A 17,129-nucleotide genomic window follows, 5' to 3' on the forward strand; every position below is an offset into this window, starting at 1 on the left:
CATAGTGTTGAACTTGCAGGGATCTTCGTACAAATTGGTTTATTGCCAAACACCGATTTCTTGAAGAACAGTGCAGTAGAGCTGAGTAATCGTGGCGAGATCGTGATTAATGAGCGCAACGAAACCAATGTCAAAGGTGTATTTGCCGCAGGTGACTGTACTACAGTGCCGTACAAGCAGATTATCATTGCGACCGGTGAAGGCGCGAAAGCATCATTATCTGCCTTTGACTATATGATCCGTTCTGGCGTGTAAACTACCCGATAAAAAAGCCCCAATTATTTGGGGCTTTTTTATCGCAATTAGTTTTTGGGCTTATATAAACCGTGATCTACTAAATGCTCACGTAAAATACGACGAAGTTCTAAAACAGCCTCTGGCGTTTCCTGAATGGAGTGGCCACCTGTAAAGATCTTTTCAGAAACTGCACCCTCTAAATGTGCGCTTTTATAAGGGACAATCCCATCGGTAATTACATTCGGATCATCACTTTTAGTAATGTTACCCATGATTGAATGAAAAACCAGACCATTTTCTGGCGGAATAGAGGCTGTTAATTCCATGAACTTGGATTTCTTGCTTAAATCGCTTGGCCCATTTTGAATAACATCATTGGTTAGGGTTTGGACAAAGTCTTTCAGATCCATATCATCACTGGTCAGCGTATCGGCCAATGTGGTCAGGAATGTGGCTGGAAGTTTGATAATTTTTCGTGCGGCCAGCGTAAACCAGCGATCCGCATAATCGGTGCCGCGATGTGGCGCAGCAAGGAAAATGGCACGATCAAAATTATGAATGGGCTCCATTTTGAGTCGTTCACCGATCACAGGATGTTTTCTTAAACGGGCTTGTTGGCGACTATTCATCATTGTCAAAGCCTGTTTTGAAATATCAGCATTGCTTACCAGAAGTCGGCTGATAATTCCCCCCATACTATGTCCGACCAAGACCGCATCCTGAGCAGCAGCATCTTTAGGATTGAGTGAAGCAAATGTTTGTTTTAACAAGGCATAAATTTGGAATCGACTTTCCAAGATTGGCATATTGGTTGAGTAGAAGACTTGCCATACTTGATAATGTTCACGTAGTACAGCATCACCCATAATATCATTGGTCACTGCAATCCACGCTTCTGGGCTGCTGGCAAGTCCATGCACCAATACAATGACCTTTTTATTTGGATTATATGGTTCGAGCATATATAAGTGCGGCATAGTGAGATGCTGATCACGGTCAATCAAGGTTAAATAAGCTGCTGCGCCTAAGTTATTTTCAGCCAGCCATAAACCATAGGGAGCGGAGAAGTTTGCTGCAAGCGAATATTCTTTTCCTGCAATATTCACTTTTTCCACACTATATGGGTCGTAAACTTTCACTTCAAAGTTTGGATTATTCAAAACATCATTGATTGTTGCAGCCGCATTTTTGGGTTGCGCGATAATGGTTGCAGCTAGATAGCGTGCCTTGTGAATATTTGGATTAATGCCATTAGGATAGCTATAGCTTAATGGATCCAGAATATATTTATTGTCGCCATGTGGCGCATCGGCAGAAGGGAAAACCGCGACAAAGTCTGAGCCGAAACCATCACGGCGATTGATGGCTCTTAAACCAGAAAAGTTCATGTTATAACTGGAGATAAATTTCTCAAGCTTCATGCTTTGCAGGCGTTGATAAGATTGAATATCAATTGTATAGGTACTTTTACCAATCTGGATTGTAGGTGTAATAGTTTTAGATGGGTTTCTTAGGCTGTGAACATTTACCAGTTTAGTCAATGCCTGATTGTAGAAATCTCGAATTTGAACCTGACGGTTATCAAAAATACGCTCTTGTGGCTGTCGGGCAGTTTTGAATAAATATGCATAACTATAGCGGATGCTTTTATCTAAAGCTTCCAGCTCCTGATCCAGACATTGCTCATAGTTTTGTTGAATGTCACTTTGTTCCTTGGCTTTTCCCTGTTTTTGCTTGTGTTTGGTGAGTTTACTTACCTTACATTCTGAAGAGTCAGACAGTGACATGGCTTTAGCAAGGTATAATTCACTGGCTGTCGATAAAAGCTGTTCGTCTTGGATTTGGGGAATTTTATGTAGATCTGCAATGCAATCATTTGGAGTCTGCATGCAAGTTTTGGCTTCTTTGCCAGACATGGACAAGACGTTTAAACTCGCTTCGCTGAGTTTTTTTTGTGTCAGTATGCTGTTACGTTCATTGGCAATCGTTACATTAACCGCTTGTTGCTTAAGGCTGACAACTTGGCAGCCACTCATTGTAAGAGCGCTCAATAAAGAGAGAAGAACTAAAGGTTTTTTTGAGTTAAATGCTTGCATAGATGTTTAGCAAGTTCGTTGGAAGATTCTAGCTATAATACGAAAAACGAATGTTTTTTCAATGATAGAGAAAAAAATAGACTGCACAAGGCAGTCTATTTTTTAGTGCAGAATTGAAACTAAGTTAGTTCAATACTTGCCATACATTCCAACGCTTTCCAGATTCCACCTCTTTGATCAAGCGATCTGTTACTTCTGCTTCATCTGGATAGCTTACTTTATAGTTTCTTAAGGTTTGCAGCGCATTTTTCTTTTGCTCTAACCAAAGGTAGTTATTGGCAGCAGAAAGATAGGCTTCCTGCACACCACCTTTCATCGCCTTATCTAAATAAGGAATTGCCTCGCGTTGACCACCACCTTCAGACAGACCAAAACCAAACCAGAAGTTGGTTTCAGCATCATTTGGATTGATCGCAAGAATACGTTGCGCATAAGTCAATGATTTGGTGGTGTATGCCGTTCCTAAATCCATATTACGTGCCATGACACTGGCTTTAAATGCACGTGTCAATATATCAAGTGAAGCATTTGGTTTTTCAGCAAGTGCATCAAGTTTTTGCGTAGTTTCTTTTAGCTTCGCTTCATAGCCTTTGCGTTCTTGACGGTCAGGAAAGCGTGGCGGGTAATGACGTGCTTTACCTTCAACCAGTTGCAAGAAGTCATCCACTTCAGTGATATCAATTTCATTGTCACCTGCAAGAACGGCATATTTCATGCTGCGCTGTTTACTATCAATAGTAGGAACAATCAGTTTGTTGATATCAAGTGTAGTTGACTTTGATGGATCGTTTTGTAATGACACAACCATTTTAGTCACAGGTTGAGCCGCAGCATCTTTAATGGCGACTTCAAAACTTGGTGGTGCATCATAATTGATTGGATTTAAAGCATAGAATGGAGGTGTTGGATCTGGCTCTTTGAATACAAACGGTTCAGATGCTTTATCTTTTTTTACTGGGGCGACGCCACAGGCTGTTAAAAAAGAGGTTGAAAGTACAAGTAGTGCCAAAGGCTTAAAATTCATGCTTTAACATCCATTAATTTTAGTTAAATGAGAAGTAGATCGTTGGTTTCAACAGTCTAGGAAAAGCAAAACCAACTTGCAATGAGAAGCTTGTTACATTTCTTATATATTCGCTTATGTTGCTGAAGTTTTGTTCTGTGCTTCACATTCACGTCTAACTTCTTCAATAATTTTGAGTTCTTCTTTACTTAATGGTTGAGTTTTTGAACTTTGCGGTGCGAAGCTTGGATCAAGTTCTGATAAACGCTGACAAAGTACATTCATGCGTTTTTCATTTTTTTGCATCCGGTCAAGCAGAACGCGGATTCCTTCCAAAATTGGGTCAGATTGCTCTTGTGTCGTGGCATAAGGTTGGAAACCAATGCTTTCAGCATAGTCACGACGACTTGCTTCATCTTGCTCAACTTGATTTTTGTCTTTAAAAATATAACGGGCAGGGTTACCAACCGCAGTCACACCTTCAGGAACTTCTTTGGTCACAACCGCATTAGAACCGACTTTAGCCCCTTTATGTACCGTAAATGGGCCCAGGATTTTTGCACCAGCACCAACGACCACACCATCTTCAAGTGTCGGATGACGTTTGCCTTTATTCCAAGTTGTGCCGCCTAAGGTTACCCCATGATAAAGTGTGACATCATTCCCAATTTCTGCGGTTTCACCAATCACAACCCCCATACCATGATCGATAAAGAAACGCTTACCAATTTTAGCGCCTGGATGAATCTCAATTCCTGTGGCAAAACGACTTAATGAAGAAAGTAGGCGTGCTGTGCCTTTATATTCTTTTTTCCAAAGCTCATGTGCCAGACGATGCATAATAAGTGCATGAATACCGGGATAGGTGGTCAAGACTTCTAATGTGTTTCTGGCTGCAGGGTCACGTGCAAATACAGCCTGAATATCTTCTTTAAGCTGTTTAATCATTGGCGTGATCCTCCGAGTTGGTTTTTTTCCATGAGCCGTTGGCTAAAGCCTGTACACGGCTGAAAATTCCGCGCAATAAATGATACTCCATACGATCTAATTGTATCCTTCCGAATAAACGACGCAAGCGTAATGGGAGTAAACGGGGATTATTGGGATCTAAAAACTCGATTTCGGTGAGCATTTTTTCTAAATGAGGATAAAACTCTTCCATTTGTTGCTGTGTCACCAAAGGTTCGTCCCACTCCATGCTTTGTTGTTGTTTCAACTGCATGTGACCGTCAGGAATAGCGGTTGCTTGTGTGTTTTGTTCAAGCGCGGCCATTCTTAATTCATAGCAAACCACTTGAATGGCTTGAGCAACATTCAACACACCATATTCAGGATTGACGGGAATGGTTAAATGATAATTGGCTAAAGCAAGCTCTTCATTGGTCAGACCGCGGTCTTCACGCCCAAATACAATTGCAATATTCTGCGCTTTATGTGCTGCTTGTAGAGCTTCTTGTGCTGCGGGACGAACATCGAGTAATGGCCATGGAATGGTACGACTACGGGCACTGGTTCCGAACACCAGATGACAATCTTGAATCGCTTGCTCTAAGGTCTCAACAATCTCAATTTGTTCAATTAAATCTTGCGCACCTGCTGCTAAAGCATCGATATCCGGATGTGGATAGGTTTTTGGTGCAACCAAAACCAGTTTAGATAATCCCATGGTTTTCATTGCACGTAAGGCACTACCAATATTGGCTGGCAGGGTGGTATTGACCATAACAATACGCACATGATCCAAATGTTTGGACACGTTATTTGAGTCAAACTGGTTCATATATCATCCAAAATTAAGAATATTGAGAGACTTCAGCTTGATAAAGATCAAGTGCTTCATCCATGGACATATTGTCCGGTGGTGGTGCGATCGTCGCGACTTTTGGCATTTCTGCGACTTTTGCTGCTTTGGATTTTACTTGATATTCGATAAAAATCGCTTCTTTACCAAAATAATCACGTAATTTGCTTAGCAGTTCATCTAAAGGCGCGACTTTCCACTGTGGGCCGAGATGAAGCTCTGCTGTAGCAAAACTTTGCTCAAGCTGGATTTGTAGCGCAATATGTTGGCACATATCAACATTACAATAAGGCAATAGAATTGCCTGTAAATCTTTGGCTAAAGATTTGGTCATTAAATCTTGAGAAAGGCGAACCTGAACGCTTTGAGCCCGTTTTTGACGAATTTCATTTAAACTAAAAGCTTTACTTAGGCGAGCCATTGGGCGGTCAAAACCTTCGCGCTCATAAATTTCACCTTCGATCACCACGACTTGCTCTAAGCGAACAATATCTTTATAACGCTGGAAGCGTTCATGATTACAACTAATTTCAACCCGGGCAGTACCATCATCTAGCGTGATCATGATACGGTTTGGGAAGTTGGCAATATCCACGACTAAACCGGCAAAAACGGTGGTGACGCCTCGGCGGGTTGGGGTAAGTTCATTTAATTTCGCAGGAATAAATGATTTTAACTCAGGACGATATACATCAATAGGATGACCTGTAAGATACAGGCCAAGGGTATCTTTTTCACCTTTTAGGCGAACTTCATCCGACCATGGTTTGACTGGTTTTGCTGGTTTACGTTGAACTTCTTCAACCTCGCCAAACAAATCCATAATTCCCGTTTCACGGTTACTGCGCGCTTGTTCGGCTGCTTGTACGGCTTCTGGTAATTGTGCCATTAAGCTCGAACGTTCAATACCGAGACAATCCAGCGCACCCGCACGGATCAGGGCTTCTAAAGTACGTTTATTGATTTTTTTCAAATCAATACGATGACAGAAGTCGAATAAATCCTTGTATGGGCCTTCATTAATGCGTGAGTCGATGACCGATTGCATCGCTTGCTCACCAACGCCTTTAATTGCACCTAGACCATACACAATGGTTTGTTCATCACTGGCGTGGAAATGATACAAAGACATATTGACCGAAGGTGGCAGTACTTCCAGCTTGTTATTACGGCAGTCATCAATTAAGAACACGATACTATCAGTGTTCTGCATTTCCGAAGATAAAACGGCGGCCATGAATTCAGCAGGATAATGCGCTTTTAACCAAGCGGTGTGGTAGGCAACAAGGGCATAGGCTGCGGCATGGGATTTGTTAAAACCATAGCCTGCAAACTTTTCCATATAGTCAAAGATATGGTTGGCTGTGGCCTCATCAATGTCTTTTTTCGCAGCACCTTCAATAAAGATCTGGCGCTGTTTGACCATTTCTTCAGGTTTCTTTTTACCCATGGCACGACGAAGTAAGTCCGCACCACCGAGTGTATAACCCGCACAGAACTGGGCGGCCTGCATGACCTGTTCTTGGTAAACCATAATCCCGTAAGTCGGTTCTAATACACCTTCCAGCAATGGATGTAGATATTCAAACTCACCACCATGCATACGGTGAATAAAGTCAGGAATAAGATCCATTGGACCCGGACGATACAAGGAAACGAAGGCAATAATTTCTTCGAATTTACTTGGTCTTGCTTCCTTGAGCATTTTTTTCATGCCGACGGATTCAAACTGGAATACCGCAGTGGTATTTGCTTCAGCAAAGACCAGATAAGCATCCCTATCGTCTAATGGGACATTGGCAATATTGAGCGGTGTTTCAGATTTGATTCTTTTATTAATATTCTGAACTGCATCTTCGATTACGGTCAGGTTACGCAGACCCAAGAAGTCAAATTTAACCAGACCGGCTGCTTCAACGTCATCTTTATCGTATTGCGCAACGCGGTTGGTACCATCAGCATCACATAATACTGCGGAGTAATCGGTAATTTTGCCTGGTGCAATTACCACACCACCTGCATGTTTACCTGTATTACGGGTAATACCTTCCAATTTGAGTGCCATTTCCCAGATTTCTGCGGCATCATCATTATCAGGGTTGGATGGGTTGGTGACGATATCTTTGAGTTGGGGTTCCATGTCAATTGCAGTTGCCAAATCCACGCCGAGTGGTTTGGTTGGAACCATTTTAGAAATACGATCAGCAAGACCATAGGATTTACCCAAGACACGGGCTACATCTCGAATTGCACCTTTCGCTGCCATCGTACCGAAGGTGGCAATCTGTGATACCGCTTGGCGCCCATAATTTTGTGCCACGTATTCAATCACGCGGTCACGACCAGCAATACAGAAGTCGACGTCAAAGTCGGGCATCGAGACACGTTCCGGGTTTAAGAAACGTTCAAAGAGCAGATCATAACGCAATGGGTCAAGATCGGTAATTTTTAAGCTATACGCAACCAGTGAACCCGCACCTGAACCACGACCAGGACCCACAGGCACGCCATTATTTTTGGCCCATTGAATGAAGTCCATAACGATCAGAAAGTAACCAGGGAATCCCATCTTGAGGATGATATCGACTTCGTATTTAATCCGTTCATCATAAGGTTTGCGAATTTCTGCCCAATCATCATCACGTTCAGCAATAGGGTAAAGATGATTTAAGCGTTCCTCTAGCCCTTCACGAGATAAATGTTCAAAATAGGTGTCGATGGTATAACCATCTGGAATTGGGAAATCAGGTAGGAAATAAGTCCCGAGCTTTAAGGCAACATTACAACGTTTTGCGATCTGGTAAGTGTTTTCGATGGCACTAGGAATATCTGAGAATAGCTCAGACATTTGTTCGCCCGTTTTAAAATATTGTTCAGTACTGTAGTTTTTTGGGCGTTTATCGTCCCCTAGAACATAGCCATCTGCGATACAAACACGGGCTTCATGTGCTTCAAAATCATCTTGTTCAACAAAGTGCACATCGTTATGAGCAACTACACCAATTTGATATTTGGCTGCGAGCTTTACCGCTTGCTGAATAAAATCTTCTTCACCGACACGTTCTGTACGGGTTAAAGCGAGATACACCCGATTGCCAAATTTTTCAATCCATGCTTCTAATAAAGGTTCTGCTTTTTGTGGGTTGGAAGAACAGAGCATTTTCCCAACATCACTATGTTGTCCAAGTAGGACAATCAGGTCATCGGATTGCTCAAGTATCCATTCTTTTTGTACACAAGGAATGCTGAGTTGTTGGCCTTCAATAAATCCTCGAGACACAATTTCAGTAAGATTAAGCCAGCCCGTACTGCTCATTGCGAGTAATGTTGCACGGTGTTCGGCATCATTGAGTCGAATGACACTGCCTAAAATAGGCTTGATGCCTTTTTTTAGACAAGCTTCATAAAATTTGACTGCTGCATGCAGGTTGGATAAGTCGGTAAGTGCCAGTGCTGGCATTTCATCTTTTACGGCAGCTTTGACCAAATCAGGTATGCGAACAATCGACTCTGTAATCGAAAATTCTGTATGGATACCGAGATGAACAAACCGCATAGAAGGACTATCCTTTTTCAAAACAAGGCATAGTTTAGCATGCAAAGTTAAAATGACATGCTTAATATTTTGGCAAACCGTGTCTCAGCTATGTTATTTTGATAAAAAATTCAAAATTAGTTTTTGATTTTCCTGAAAATATAAATATTGGTTTACATGAAGTGATTTGCCGTTAGAATGTAATTGCGTAAAAATGTAACAATGTGAGCAAAAATAATGAAATTAAAAAATATCGTATTTTCAATATTATTAACGAGCAGTCTATTCAGTTTGAGTCATGCAGATGATGTTGCATTTAGCCAAGAACTTGTACAGCGAGCAACAGCAGGTGACGCGCGCGCCCAAAATAATTTAGGTGATGCTTATTATTATGGAAATGAAGTAGATCAAGATTTCGGCAAAGCGCTTGAGTGGTTTAAAAAAGCAGCGGCTAAGGGCAATGTAGATGCGATTTTTTCAGTTGGTTATATGTATGACTACGGAGAGGGTGTAAAGGAAGATAATCTAACCGCTTTAAAGTGGTATACCCAGGCTGCACAAAAGGGTCAGCTATATGCACAATACTATCTCGGCTATTTATATCTCTATGGCGATGATCATGTAAATGTAAATACCAAAAAGGGCTTGGAGTGGATGACCAAGTCGGCTGATGCTGGTCTGGATATGGCTCAAGCGGAACTGGGGCATTTATATAATGATGGGACTGATGAAGTAGCACAAGACCTACAAAAAGCATTGCATTATTATCAATTGGCTGCGAAACAAGATGAATCTTCTGCAATTAACAATTTAGGTATTTTTTATTTAGAGGGAAAGGCGGGGTTAAAGCAGGATTATAAAGAAGCCTTGCGCTTATTTAGTTTGGCCTCAGGCGCAGGAAATGGTTTGGGTTCTTCAAACATTGCCTATATTTATGAAGAAGGTAAAGGGGTCACTAAGAATTATAAGAAAGCAGCAGAATTTTATGAACTCGCTGTGGCGCAAGGTGAAGATGAAGCCTTATTGGATTTATCTCGTATATATGAAAAAGGTGGGTTTGGTTTAAGCAAAAACTTAAAGAAATCGAAAGAATATGAAGCACAGTGGGATGCGACCCAAGATTCAGATTCTTAAATATAAAAAATCCCCCGATTCAGGGGGATTGTGCATTAACGCATTTTTGCTAAGAAGCGGCTTAAGCGATTAATGGCTTCACGAAGTTCATTTTCAGCAGGTAAGAACACAACACGAAAATGATCTGGTGTAGGCCAGTTAAACCCAGTTCCTTGTACTAGAAGTACTTTTTCTGCTTTTAAAAGATCCAGCATGAGTTTCTCATCATCTTCAATTGGATAAACTGCTGGATCAAGCTTAGGAAAGCAATACATTGCACCCTCAGGTTTTACGCAGCTTAGACCTGGGATTTCATTTAGCATTTCCCATGCAATATTACGTTGTTCGTATAAACGACCACCCGGGCGAATCAAGTCATTGATTGACTGGTAACCACCAAGTGCGGTTTGAATCGCATATTGTGCTTGATGATTGGCACATAAACGCATAGAAGCCAGCATGTCCAGACCTTCGATATAGTCTGCGGCACGTGCCTTATTACCCGTAATTGCCATCCAGCCTGCACGATAGCCTGCAATACGATAGGCTTTTGATAAACCGTTAAATGAAATACACAGTTGATCACCTGCTAAAGCTGCAACAGCAACGTGCTCAATGCCGTCATAAACGATTTTGTCATAGATTTCATCGGCAAATAAAATCAGGTCATGCTTTTTCGCCAGCGCCACAATTTGTTCTAATACATGGCGTGGGTAGACTGAACCAGTAGGATTGTTTGGGTTGATAATGACAATACCACGGGTATTTGGCGTGATTTTGCTTTCCATATCTGCAATATCTGGATACCAATAGTTTTCAGAATCACACTTATAGTGAACTGCGGTACCACCTGACAGATTTACGGCCGCTGTCCATAATGGATAGTCGGGCATAGGCACCAACATTTCATCGCCATCATCCAGTAAACCTTGCATCGCCATAACGATGAGTTCAGATACACCATTGCCAACATACACATCATTGACATGCATATCGAAAACACCTTTTTGCTGGTAATACTGGCAGATCGCTTTGCGTGCAGGGAAGATCCCTTTTGAGTCGGTATAACCAATCGCATTTGGAAGATTTAAAGCAACGTCGTTAATAATTTCTTGTGGTGCTTCAAAACCAAAAGGTGCTGGGTTACCGATATTGAGTTTGATAATCTTGTGTCCTTGCTCCTCCATTTCATTGGCGGCGCGTAATACTGGTCCACGAATGTCATAACAAACATGCTCAAGCTTAGATGATTTTTTAATTTCTCGGCTTGATTGGATAGACGGGGAAACAACAGTATTTTTAGACATAGCTGGATTCACTTTTGCATATCGGTATAAATAACTTTTAAAGGTTTCGACACTGACCAAATTTAGATCATGTTGATCTCTCAGTAATTCAACAATTTTTTCGTGGGTAAAACCTGATTGTTGATATTGTCTGATCGTTGGTAATAAGTTTTGGAAAACCACACTTTTTTTCTGAGACATGTTTTGTCCTGTATCACCGTGCGAAATTAGAATACCACCATATTTGCTTACATAAAATAGAGGAATGTTGAAAATTGCTTACTTTTATAAAAATAAAATGCTTACTTTTTGCTATTTTATTTTTTAATGCTGAAAATTCATTAAATTGTACGAACTGAGACTAGAGTTTTTTTTGTGAATGGCGTAAATATAAAACCTGATCATCAAGATAGTTTTAACAACAGAATAAAAGGTGCAGGTTATGGGAAAAGTCAATAAAACAGACCGAGAATGGCAAAGAGAGTTATCACCTGAAGAATATCGCATTACTCGTCAAAAGGGCACAGAACCAGCATTTACAGGACAATATTGGAATAATAAACAGCATGGTACTTATGTCTGTCGTTGTTGTGGTGCAGAATTATTTTCTTCGGATACAAAATACGATAGTGGCTGTGGTTGGCCTAGCTTCTTTAAACCAATTGACAGCATTGCTATCGAAGAGCATGAAGATTTATCTCATGGTATGGTCAGAACAGAAATTGTCTGCCATGATTGCGATGCGCATTTAGGCCATGTATTTGAAGATGGTCCACAGCCGACAGGACTGCGTTACTGCGTAAATTCGGCATCATTACAACTTAAAACAGAAGAAAAGAACGACGAGGAAACTTATCCATGAGTAATATTTATCAGTTTGAAGCTGAATTGTTAGAGGGAGAAACAAAAGCGCTCGCTGATTATAAAGGCAAGGTCATGCTGATTGTAAATACTGCAAGCAAGTGTGCCTTTACCCCACAATTTGCAGGACTTGAGAAACTTTATGAAAAATACAAATCTCAAGGTTTAGAAGTTTTAGGCTTTCCATGCAATCAGTTTGGAGGGCAAGATCCGGGAACCAATAAAGAAATTGGCGCATATTGCCAGCGTAATTACGGAGTTAGTTTCCCCATGTTTGCCAAGGTTGATGTAAAAGGCCCCGAAGCACATGTGATTTTCCGTTTTTTAACCCGTGAAGCCAAAGGTCTTTTAGGTCGTAATATTAAATGGAATTTCACCAAGTTTTTGGTTGGACGTAATGGCGAGGTTTTAGAGCGTTATGCGCCGACTACAAAACCTGAAGCATTGGAAGCCGATATTGAAAAGGCGTTGGCGAAAAAGTAGATGAGTAGAGTTTTGGTTGAGGTTTGAATTATTTTGGACTCAACTGTCGAGTTTTGGAATCATCCTGACATGCCTTATGTTGAAACACGTAGGGCATGTCAAAGTCGAATCTGTTATAAATCGCATAGCCATCCGACATTTTCAATCGGGGCAGTTGATGCAGGGCAGAGTTATTTTTCAAGTTTTTTAGTCCAGGATCGTTTGATTCAGCCAGGTAGTATTGTTGTTATTCCTGCTCATGTAGAACATTCCTGTAATCCTCTTCAGAATCAGGCATGGAGTTACCAGATGATGCATCTGGATGCAACATGGCTGGCTGTATTGATTGAGGAGCTGCAACACAATACGCTTCTAAAAATAGATGTTGATACATCATATTTTCCCCAATTAAAGCCAAATATCATCAATGACTTATATGTCTATCATGCATTCTCCGGTTTAAATGCGATCTTATTTAATCCGCAAATCTCACTCTTGGAAAAAGAGCATTATTTAATTCAGGTTTTAACTGATATTTTATTGCCAAACTTTAACTGGGAGAAAATCATCCCATCTCGTTACTTTCAGCAGTATTTACCTGATTTATTGCAGTGTCTTGAGGGCAATATTGATGGTTTGTCCTTGCAAAATCTAGCTGAAAAGATGCAGATCAGCCGTTATGCATTAATACGCTTATTTAAACATTATTTTGGTTTAACACCACATGCTTATCAATTGAATGCCAAGGTGAATCAGGCTCGGCAGCGCTTGAGAGAAAAGTGTGATTTAGCGCAGTTAGCGCATGAACTTGAATTTACGGATCAAAGCCATTTCCATCGTGTTTTTAAGCAACATACTGGCATAACCCCAAAGCAATATTATAAAAAATCTTAGTTCACGCAATTTCATACAAGAATTAAGCATGGCACTTTCTTAAGCTGACTCCCATTGATTTGGAGAGGATGTATGGAGCTTTTTCTGACGATTGCGATCACTCATTTTATCGCTTTGCTGACACCAGGGGCAGATTTCTTTTTAATTTTAAAAACAGTCATACAAAGCAGTAAAACGGTAGCGAGATATACCTGTTCAGGAATCGCATTGGGCAATGCGATTATTTTAATTGTGATTTATTACAGCCTATTCCTGATGGGGCGGATGAATGCTGACTTATTAATCTTACTGAAATGGTTGGGTGTAATGTATTTTGCTTATCTGACCATTCAATGTTTTCGTTTGGCACACTCAGTAAAAATAGCCAACAATCATACCGAGTATCATATCAAAAAACATCGAAAAAATAGCGAGTTGAAGGCGCTTCTATCCGGCTTGCTCTCAAGCTTGTTAAACCCGAAAAATTTGATGTTCTATACGGTATTGGTAATCTTGATTTACCCTCAACTTAGTGTTGTTCAAAATGCTTTGGTCTGTTTTTGGATGGTCGGTTTGGTGTTGATCTGGAATCTCACTATTGTTCAATTGATCGGTTCAAGTATTTACCTGTCATGGTTAAATCGGCATCTGCATCATTTATATTATTTAGCAGGTTTCGCTTTTCTGCTATTTATGTTAGCGCTGATATTGTATTCAAGATAAAAAAGGCGGTTCAAACCGCCTTTTTTATTCACACTTATTACGTTGGTCCAATAGTTTTGGCTTCGGTCTTCCTCAAGCTGTGTATCTTGCGATTAATATCATCAATAAAGGTATAGACGACAGGAATCACCAGCAATGATAAAAACGTACTGGTAATCAAGCCTCCAATTACAGCGATTGCCATTGGTGCGCGAAAGCTCGGATCTGTACCGATACCGAGAGCAATCGGTAACATCCCGGCACCCATTGCCAGTGTGGTCATGATAATCGGACGTGCCCGTTTATGGCAGGCATCAAGTAGTGCGTTCAAGCGAGAATAATGCTTCTCATTACTTGCAATAATGGCGTAATCGACCAGTAAGATTGAGTTTTTACTGGCGATGCCCATCAGCATGATCAGACCAATCAAGCTTGGCATAGAGAAGCTACTTTTCGCTAATAGCAGCATCACGAATGCGCCACCAAGTGATAAGGGTAAGGCCACCAGAATGGTAATAGGTTGTAAAAAGTCTTTGAATAACAATACCAACACCACATAGATACATAACACACCCGTTAGCATAGCGAGACCAAAACTCGAGAATAATTCCTGCATGACTTCGGCATCCCCAATATTGGTGCGTTTAACCGTTGGTGGCAGATTCTTCATGGTTGGTAGTTGGTCCACTTTTGCGGCAATATCCCCCAAAGGTTGATTATTCAACTCAATATTGAAGTTGATGTTACGTAAGCGATTAAAGCGATCAATTTGTGATGGACCGCTTTCAATGTTGACCTCGGCAATGTTACCCAACATCACAGGACCATGACTGCCTTTGACCATGAGGCGCTTCATCAATTCCTGATCCTGTCGTGCAGCCAGTGGAAGCTTGATCACAACTGGCACCTGACGTTGAGATAAATTTAACTTTGCCAGATTTTGATCAAAATCACCTGCAGTTGCGATTCGTAAAGTTTCAGCAATATCATAGGTGGTTACGCCAAGATCTGCTGCCTTGGCGAAGTCTGGACGAATCACCAATTCTGGACGAATCAGGGCTGCACTTGACGTGATACTGCCAATATTAGGAATGGTTCTCAGCTCACGTTCAAGGCTTCGAGCCGTTGACATCAGTGCATCAGGATCATCTCCAGAGAGAGCAATCTGATATTGACCATTATTACCTGCAAGTCCGACTTGAATTCGCGCACCGGGAAGAGGAGCGAGTCGTTGCCGAATTTGATCTTCAATATCTTGCAGGCTTGCACTGCGATCTGACCGTTCGGTGGTTTGAATGGTCAATGTAGCCTTACGTGGTTCACTGGATGCACCACCCGAGAAGGGGTCTGTTCCAGCCGCACCACCGCCAATGGTGGTGTAGATGCTTTTAATCTCTGGATAATCTTTAATTAGGTTACGTGCATATTCGGCTGTTTTAAGGGTGTCTCCAAATTGAGAACCCGGTGTTAGCTCTAGGCGAACTTGGGTTTGCCCGGTATCTGGTGGAGGAACGAAACCAGTCAGTAACAATGGAATCAACATCAGTGAGGCAATAAAGAAGGCAATTGCTCCGCCTAAGGTGACCCAGCGATGATTCAGGCACCACGTCACCAAACGCATATAGCTGCGCATGACTTTGCCATCTTTTGCGCGGTCATTGGCGAGTCTGCTGTTCCCTTGGTCGGTTATCGCTTGGGCAGTTGTGAATTCATCATGTTGTTCTACCTTCCCGATCCAAGGTTTTAGAATGTAGGCGGACATCATTGGCGTGAGTAATCGTGCGACTAAGAGCGAGGCAAAAATTGCCAACGCTGCAGTCCAGCCAAATTGAACAAAAAATTTACCTGCAATACCACTCATAAATGCAGTTGGTAAGAACACGGCAATCAGGGTAAAGGTAGTCGCGATGACGGCTAGACCAATTTCATCGGCGGCTTCCATCGCGGCTTCATAGGGTGTTTTGCCCATACGTAAATGTCGGATGATATTTTCAATTTCAACAATCGCATCATCGACCAGAATCCCCACCACCAAGGACATGGCTAATAGGGTGACAGTGTTGAGGGTGAAACCAAAGAAATACATACCAATCATGGCAGGTAAAATTGACAATGGCAGGGCGGTTGCGGCAATAATCGTAGCGCGCCAGTCTCTCAAGAACAACCACACTACTAAGATCGCAAGGATTGCACCTTCATAAAGTAGGGACATCGAACCATGATAATTGTCAACTACCGGATTCACGAAGTTAAATGCTTCGGTAATCTTGATATCGGGGTGTACTGCTTTGAGTTTTGCAAGTGCTTCGGTCACACCTTTTTGAACATCGACCTCACTGGCACCTTTGCTGCGGGTAATTTCAAAGCCAATCACAGGTTGGCCATTTAACAATGCTGCGGAACGCCGTTCAGCAATCCCATCGCGGACAGTCGCAACTTGATCAAGACGGATATGCCGACCATCACTCAAGGCGATATCCATAGCACCGATTTCAGCTGCTGATTTGACGGTGGCAATCGTTCGAATGGATTGTTCACTGCCGCCAATTTTGGTTTGTCCACCAGAAGCATCTTGCTGGGTCAAACGAAGTTGACGCGTGATATCAGTTGCAGTTGTATTGAGTGCTAATAATTTTTCAGGATCGAGTTCAACTTCAACTTGACGAGTTACTCCTCCCACACGTGAAACTGCACCAACCCCTTTAACTTGTAGCATCGCACGGGCAATATCATAGTCTACAAACCATGATAGTGCTTCTTCATCCATTTTGGGGGATTGTATGGTATAGGTCAGAATGGGTGAGCCAGAGAGATTAATTTTACTGACAATGGGATCGCGTAAATCGGCGGGTAGATCGGAGCGTACTTGAGAAACTGCATTCCGAACATCGTCCACCGCTTCTTGTAATGGTTTTTCAAGTTGAAATTCGGCTGTAATTGTGACTACGCCATCTTTGATATTGGTGTATTGGTTTTTTAATCCTTGTAAGGTTGCAATAGAATTTTCAATTTTACGTGCAACTTCGGTTTCAAGCTGGGGTGGTGCTGCACCGGGAAGTGCGGCAGTGACAGTAACCATTGGCAGTTCAATATCTGGGAACTGCTGGATTTTCATCCATTTAAAACAGAGTAAGCCCGCTAATCCAAGCATAATAAATAA

13 protein-coding genes are annotated in these 17,129 nt (G+C 41.7%); 6 read left to right on the forward strand and 7 right to left on the reverse strand.

Features of this window, described 5'->3' with window-relative positions; genetic code table 11:
- The coding region (locus Aba26S_RS18405) for an FAD-dependent oxidoreductase (RefSeq protein ID WP_043974087.1) at positions 1-255 on the forward strand (255 nt) is incomplete at its 5' end.
- Positions 256-302: 47 nt separating this feature from the next.
- Here Aba26S_RS18405 and Aba26S_RS18410 read toward each other — a convergent pair.
- The 5 genes from Aba26S_RS18410 to dnaE all read right to left on the reverse strand — a co-directional run bounded on the left by Aba26S_RS18410 (position 303) and on the right by dnaE (position 8,693).
- Complete coding sequence (locus tag Aba26S_RS18410; RefSeq protein WP_043974090.1) at positions 303-2,333, reverse strand: triacylglycerol lipase; 2,031 nt, start codon at positions 2,331-2,333, stop codon at positions 303-305.
- A gap of 124 nt (positions 2,334-2,457) precedes the next feature.
- Complete coding sequence (locus Aba26S_RS18415) at positions 2,458-3,357, reverse strand: ABUW_2363 family tetratricopeptide repeat lipoprotein (RefSeq protein ID WP_005240938.1); 900 nt, start codon at positions 3,355-3,357, stop codon at positions 2,458-2,460.
- A gap of 114 nt (positions 3,358-3,471) precedes the next feature.
- Positions 3,472-4,284: a serine O-acetyltransferase gene (cysE, locus tag Aba26S_RS18420; protein WP_043974093.1), complete on the reverse strand. Its 813-nt coding sequence runs from the start codon at positions 4,282-4,284 to the stop codon at positions 3,472-3,474.
- The gene (locus tag Aba26S_RS18425) at positions 4,277-5,116 is read right to left on the reverse strand and encodes an RNA methyltransferase (RefSeq protein ID WP_043974096.1); all 840 of its coding nucleotides are present in this window, start codon (positions 5,114-5,116) and stop codon (positions 4,277-4,279) included. Before Aba26S_RS18425 ends, cysE begins: the two co-directional genes overlap by 8 nt.
- Before the next feature lie 13 nt (positions 5,117-5,129).
- Positions 5,130-8,693 (reverse strand): DNA polymerase III subunit alpha, encoded by a 3,564-nt coding sequence (gene dnaE, locus Aba26S_RS18430; RefSeq protein WP_043974099.1) that lies wholly within the window; start codon positions 8,691-8,693, stop codon positions 5,130-5,132.
- Between the two features lie 216 nt (positions 8,694-8,909).
- Here dnaE and Aba26S_RS18435 point away from each other — a divergent pair, with 216 nt between their 5' ends.
- Entirely contained in the window at positions 8,910-9,806 is an 897-nt protein-coding gene (locus Aba26S_RS18435; protein WP_005240945.1) for a tetratricopeptide repeat protein, read from the forward strand.
- Positions 9,807-9,841: 35 nt separating this feature from the next.
- On the opposite strand, the gene Aba26S_RS18440 is transcribed toward Aba26S_RS18435, so the two are convergent.
- The gene (locus Aba26S_RS18440) at positions 9,842-11,272 is read right to left on the reverse strand and encodes a pyridoxal phosphate-dependent aminotransferase (RefSeq protein WP_005240946.1); all 1,431 of its coding nucleotides are present in this window, start codon (positions 11,270-11,272) and stop codon (positions 9,842-9,844) included.
- Between the two features lie 241 nt (positions 11,273-11,513).
- Between Aba26S_RS18440 and msrB the strand changes: the two genes are divergently transcribed.
- From msrB to Aba26S_RS18460, 4 genes are all read left to right on the forward strand, one after another.
- The gene (gene msrB, locus Aba26S_RS18445; RefSeq protein ID WP_005240948.1) at positions 11,514-11,933 is read left to right on the forward strand and encodes a peptide-methionine (R)-S-oxide reductase MsrB; all 420 of its coding nucleotides are present in this window, start codon (positions 11,514-11,516) and stop codon (positions 11,931-11,933) included.
- Positions 11,930-12,415 (forward strand): glutathione peroxidase, encoded by a 486-nt coding sequence (locus tag Aba26S_RS18450; protein WP_005240950.1) that lies wholly within the window; start codon positions 11,930-11,932, stop codon positions 12,413-12,415. The genes msrB and Aba26S_RS18450 overlap by 4 nt, the downstream gene beginning before the upstream one ends.
- Positions 12,416-12,484: 69 nt before the next feature.
- Complete coding sequence (locus tag Aba26S_RS18455; RefSeq protein ID WP_005240952.1) at positions 12,485-13,288, forward strand: AraC family transcriptional regulator; 804 nt, start codon at positions 12,485-12,487, stop codon at positions 13,286-13,288.
- Positions 13,289-13,360: 72 nt separating this feature from the next.
- Positions 13,361-13,990 (forward strand): LysE family translocator, encoded by a 630-nt coding sequence (locus tag Aba26S_RS18460; protein ID WP_043974104.1) that lies wholly within the window; start codon positions 13,361-13,363, stop codon positions 13,988-13,990.
- Positions 13,991-14,027: 37 nt separating this feature from the next.
- Here the strand turns inward: Aba26S_RS18460 and Aba26S_RS18465 are convergent.
- A partial coding sequence (locus tag Aba26S_RS18465) for an efflux RND transporter permease subunit (protein WP_081408468.1) occupies positions 14,028-17,129 on the reverse strand: 3,102 nt, incomplete at its 5' end.

Origin of the sequence: Acinetobacter sp. NBRC 110496, from assembly GCF_000876115.1 — a bacterium.
In the GTDB taxonomy this organism is placed as follows: Bacteria; Pseudomonadota; Gammaproteobacteria; order Pseudomonadales; family Moraxellaceae; genus Acinetobacter.

Excerpts from the sequence above, each read along its gene's own strand:
- Aba26S_RS18410 (WP_043974090.1), bottom strand. The coding sequence starts at position 2,333 with ATGCAAGCATTTAACTCAAAAAAACCTTTAGTTCTTCTCTCTTTATTG.
- Aba26S_RS18415 (WP_005240938.1), bottom strand. The coding sequence starts at position 3,357 with ATGAATTTTAAGCCTTTGGCACTACTTGTACTTTCAACCTCTTTTTTA.
- cysE (WP_043974093.1), bottom strand. The coding sequence starts at position 4,284 with ATGATTAAACAGCTTAAAGAAGATATTCAGGCTGTATTTGCACGTGAC.
- Aba26S_RS18425 (WP_043974096.1), bottom strand. The coding sequence starts at position 5,116 with ATGAACCAGTTTGACTCAAATAACGTGTCCAAACATTTGGATCATGTG.
- dnaE (WP_043974099.1), bottom strand. The coding sequence starts at position 8,693 with ATGCGGTTTGTTCATCTCGGTATCCATACAGAATTTTCGATTACAGAG.
- Aba26S_RS18435 (WP_005240945.1), top strand. The coding sequence starts at position 8,910 with ATGAAATTAAAAAATATCGTATTTTCAATATTATTAACGAGCAGTCTA.
- Aba26S_RS18440 (WP_005240946.1), bottom strand. The coding sequence starts at position 11,272 with ATGTCTCAGAAAAAAAGTGTGGTTTTCCAAAACTTATTACCAACGATC.
- msrB (WP_005240948.1), top strand. The coding sequence starts at position 11,514 with ATGGGAAAAGTCAATAAAACAGACCGAGAATGGCAAAGAGAGTTATCA.
- Aba26S_RS18450 (WP_005240950.1), top strand. The coding sequence starts at position 11,930 with ATGAGTAATATTTATCAGTTTGAAGCTGAATTGTTAGAGGGAGAAACA.
- Aba26S_RS18455 (WP_005240952.1), top strand. The coding sequence starts at position 12,485 with ATGCCTTATGTTGAAACACGTAGGGCATGTCAAAGTCGAATCTGTTAT.
- Aba26S_RS18460 (WP_043974104.1), top strand. The coding sequence starts at position 13,361 with ATGGAGCTTTTTCTGACGATTGCGATCACTCATTTTATCGCTTTGCTG.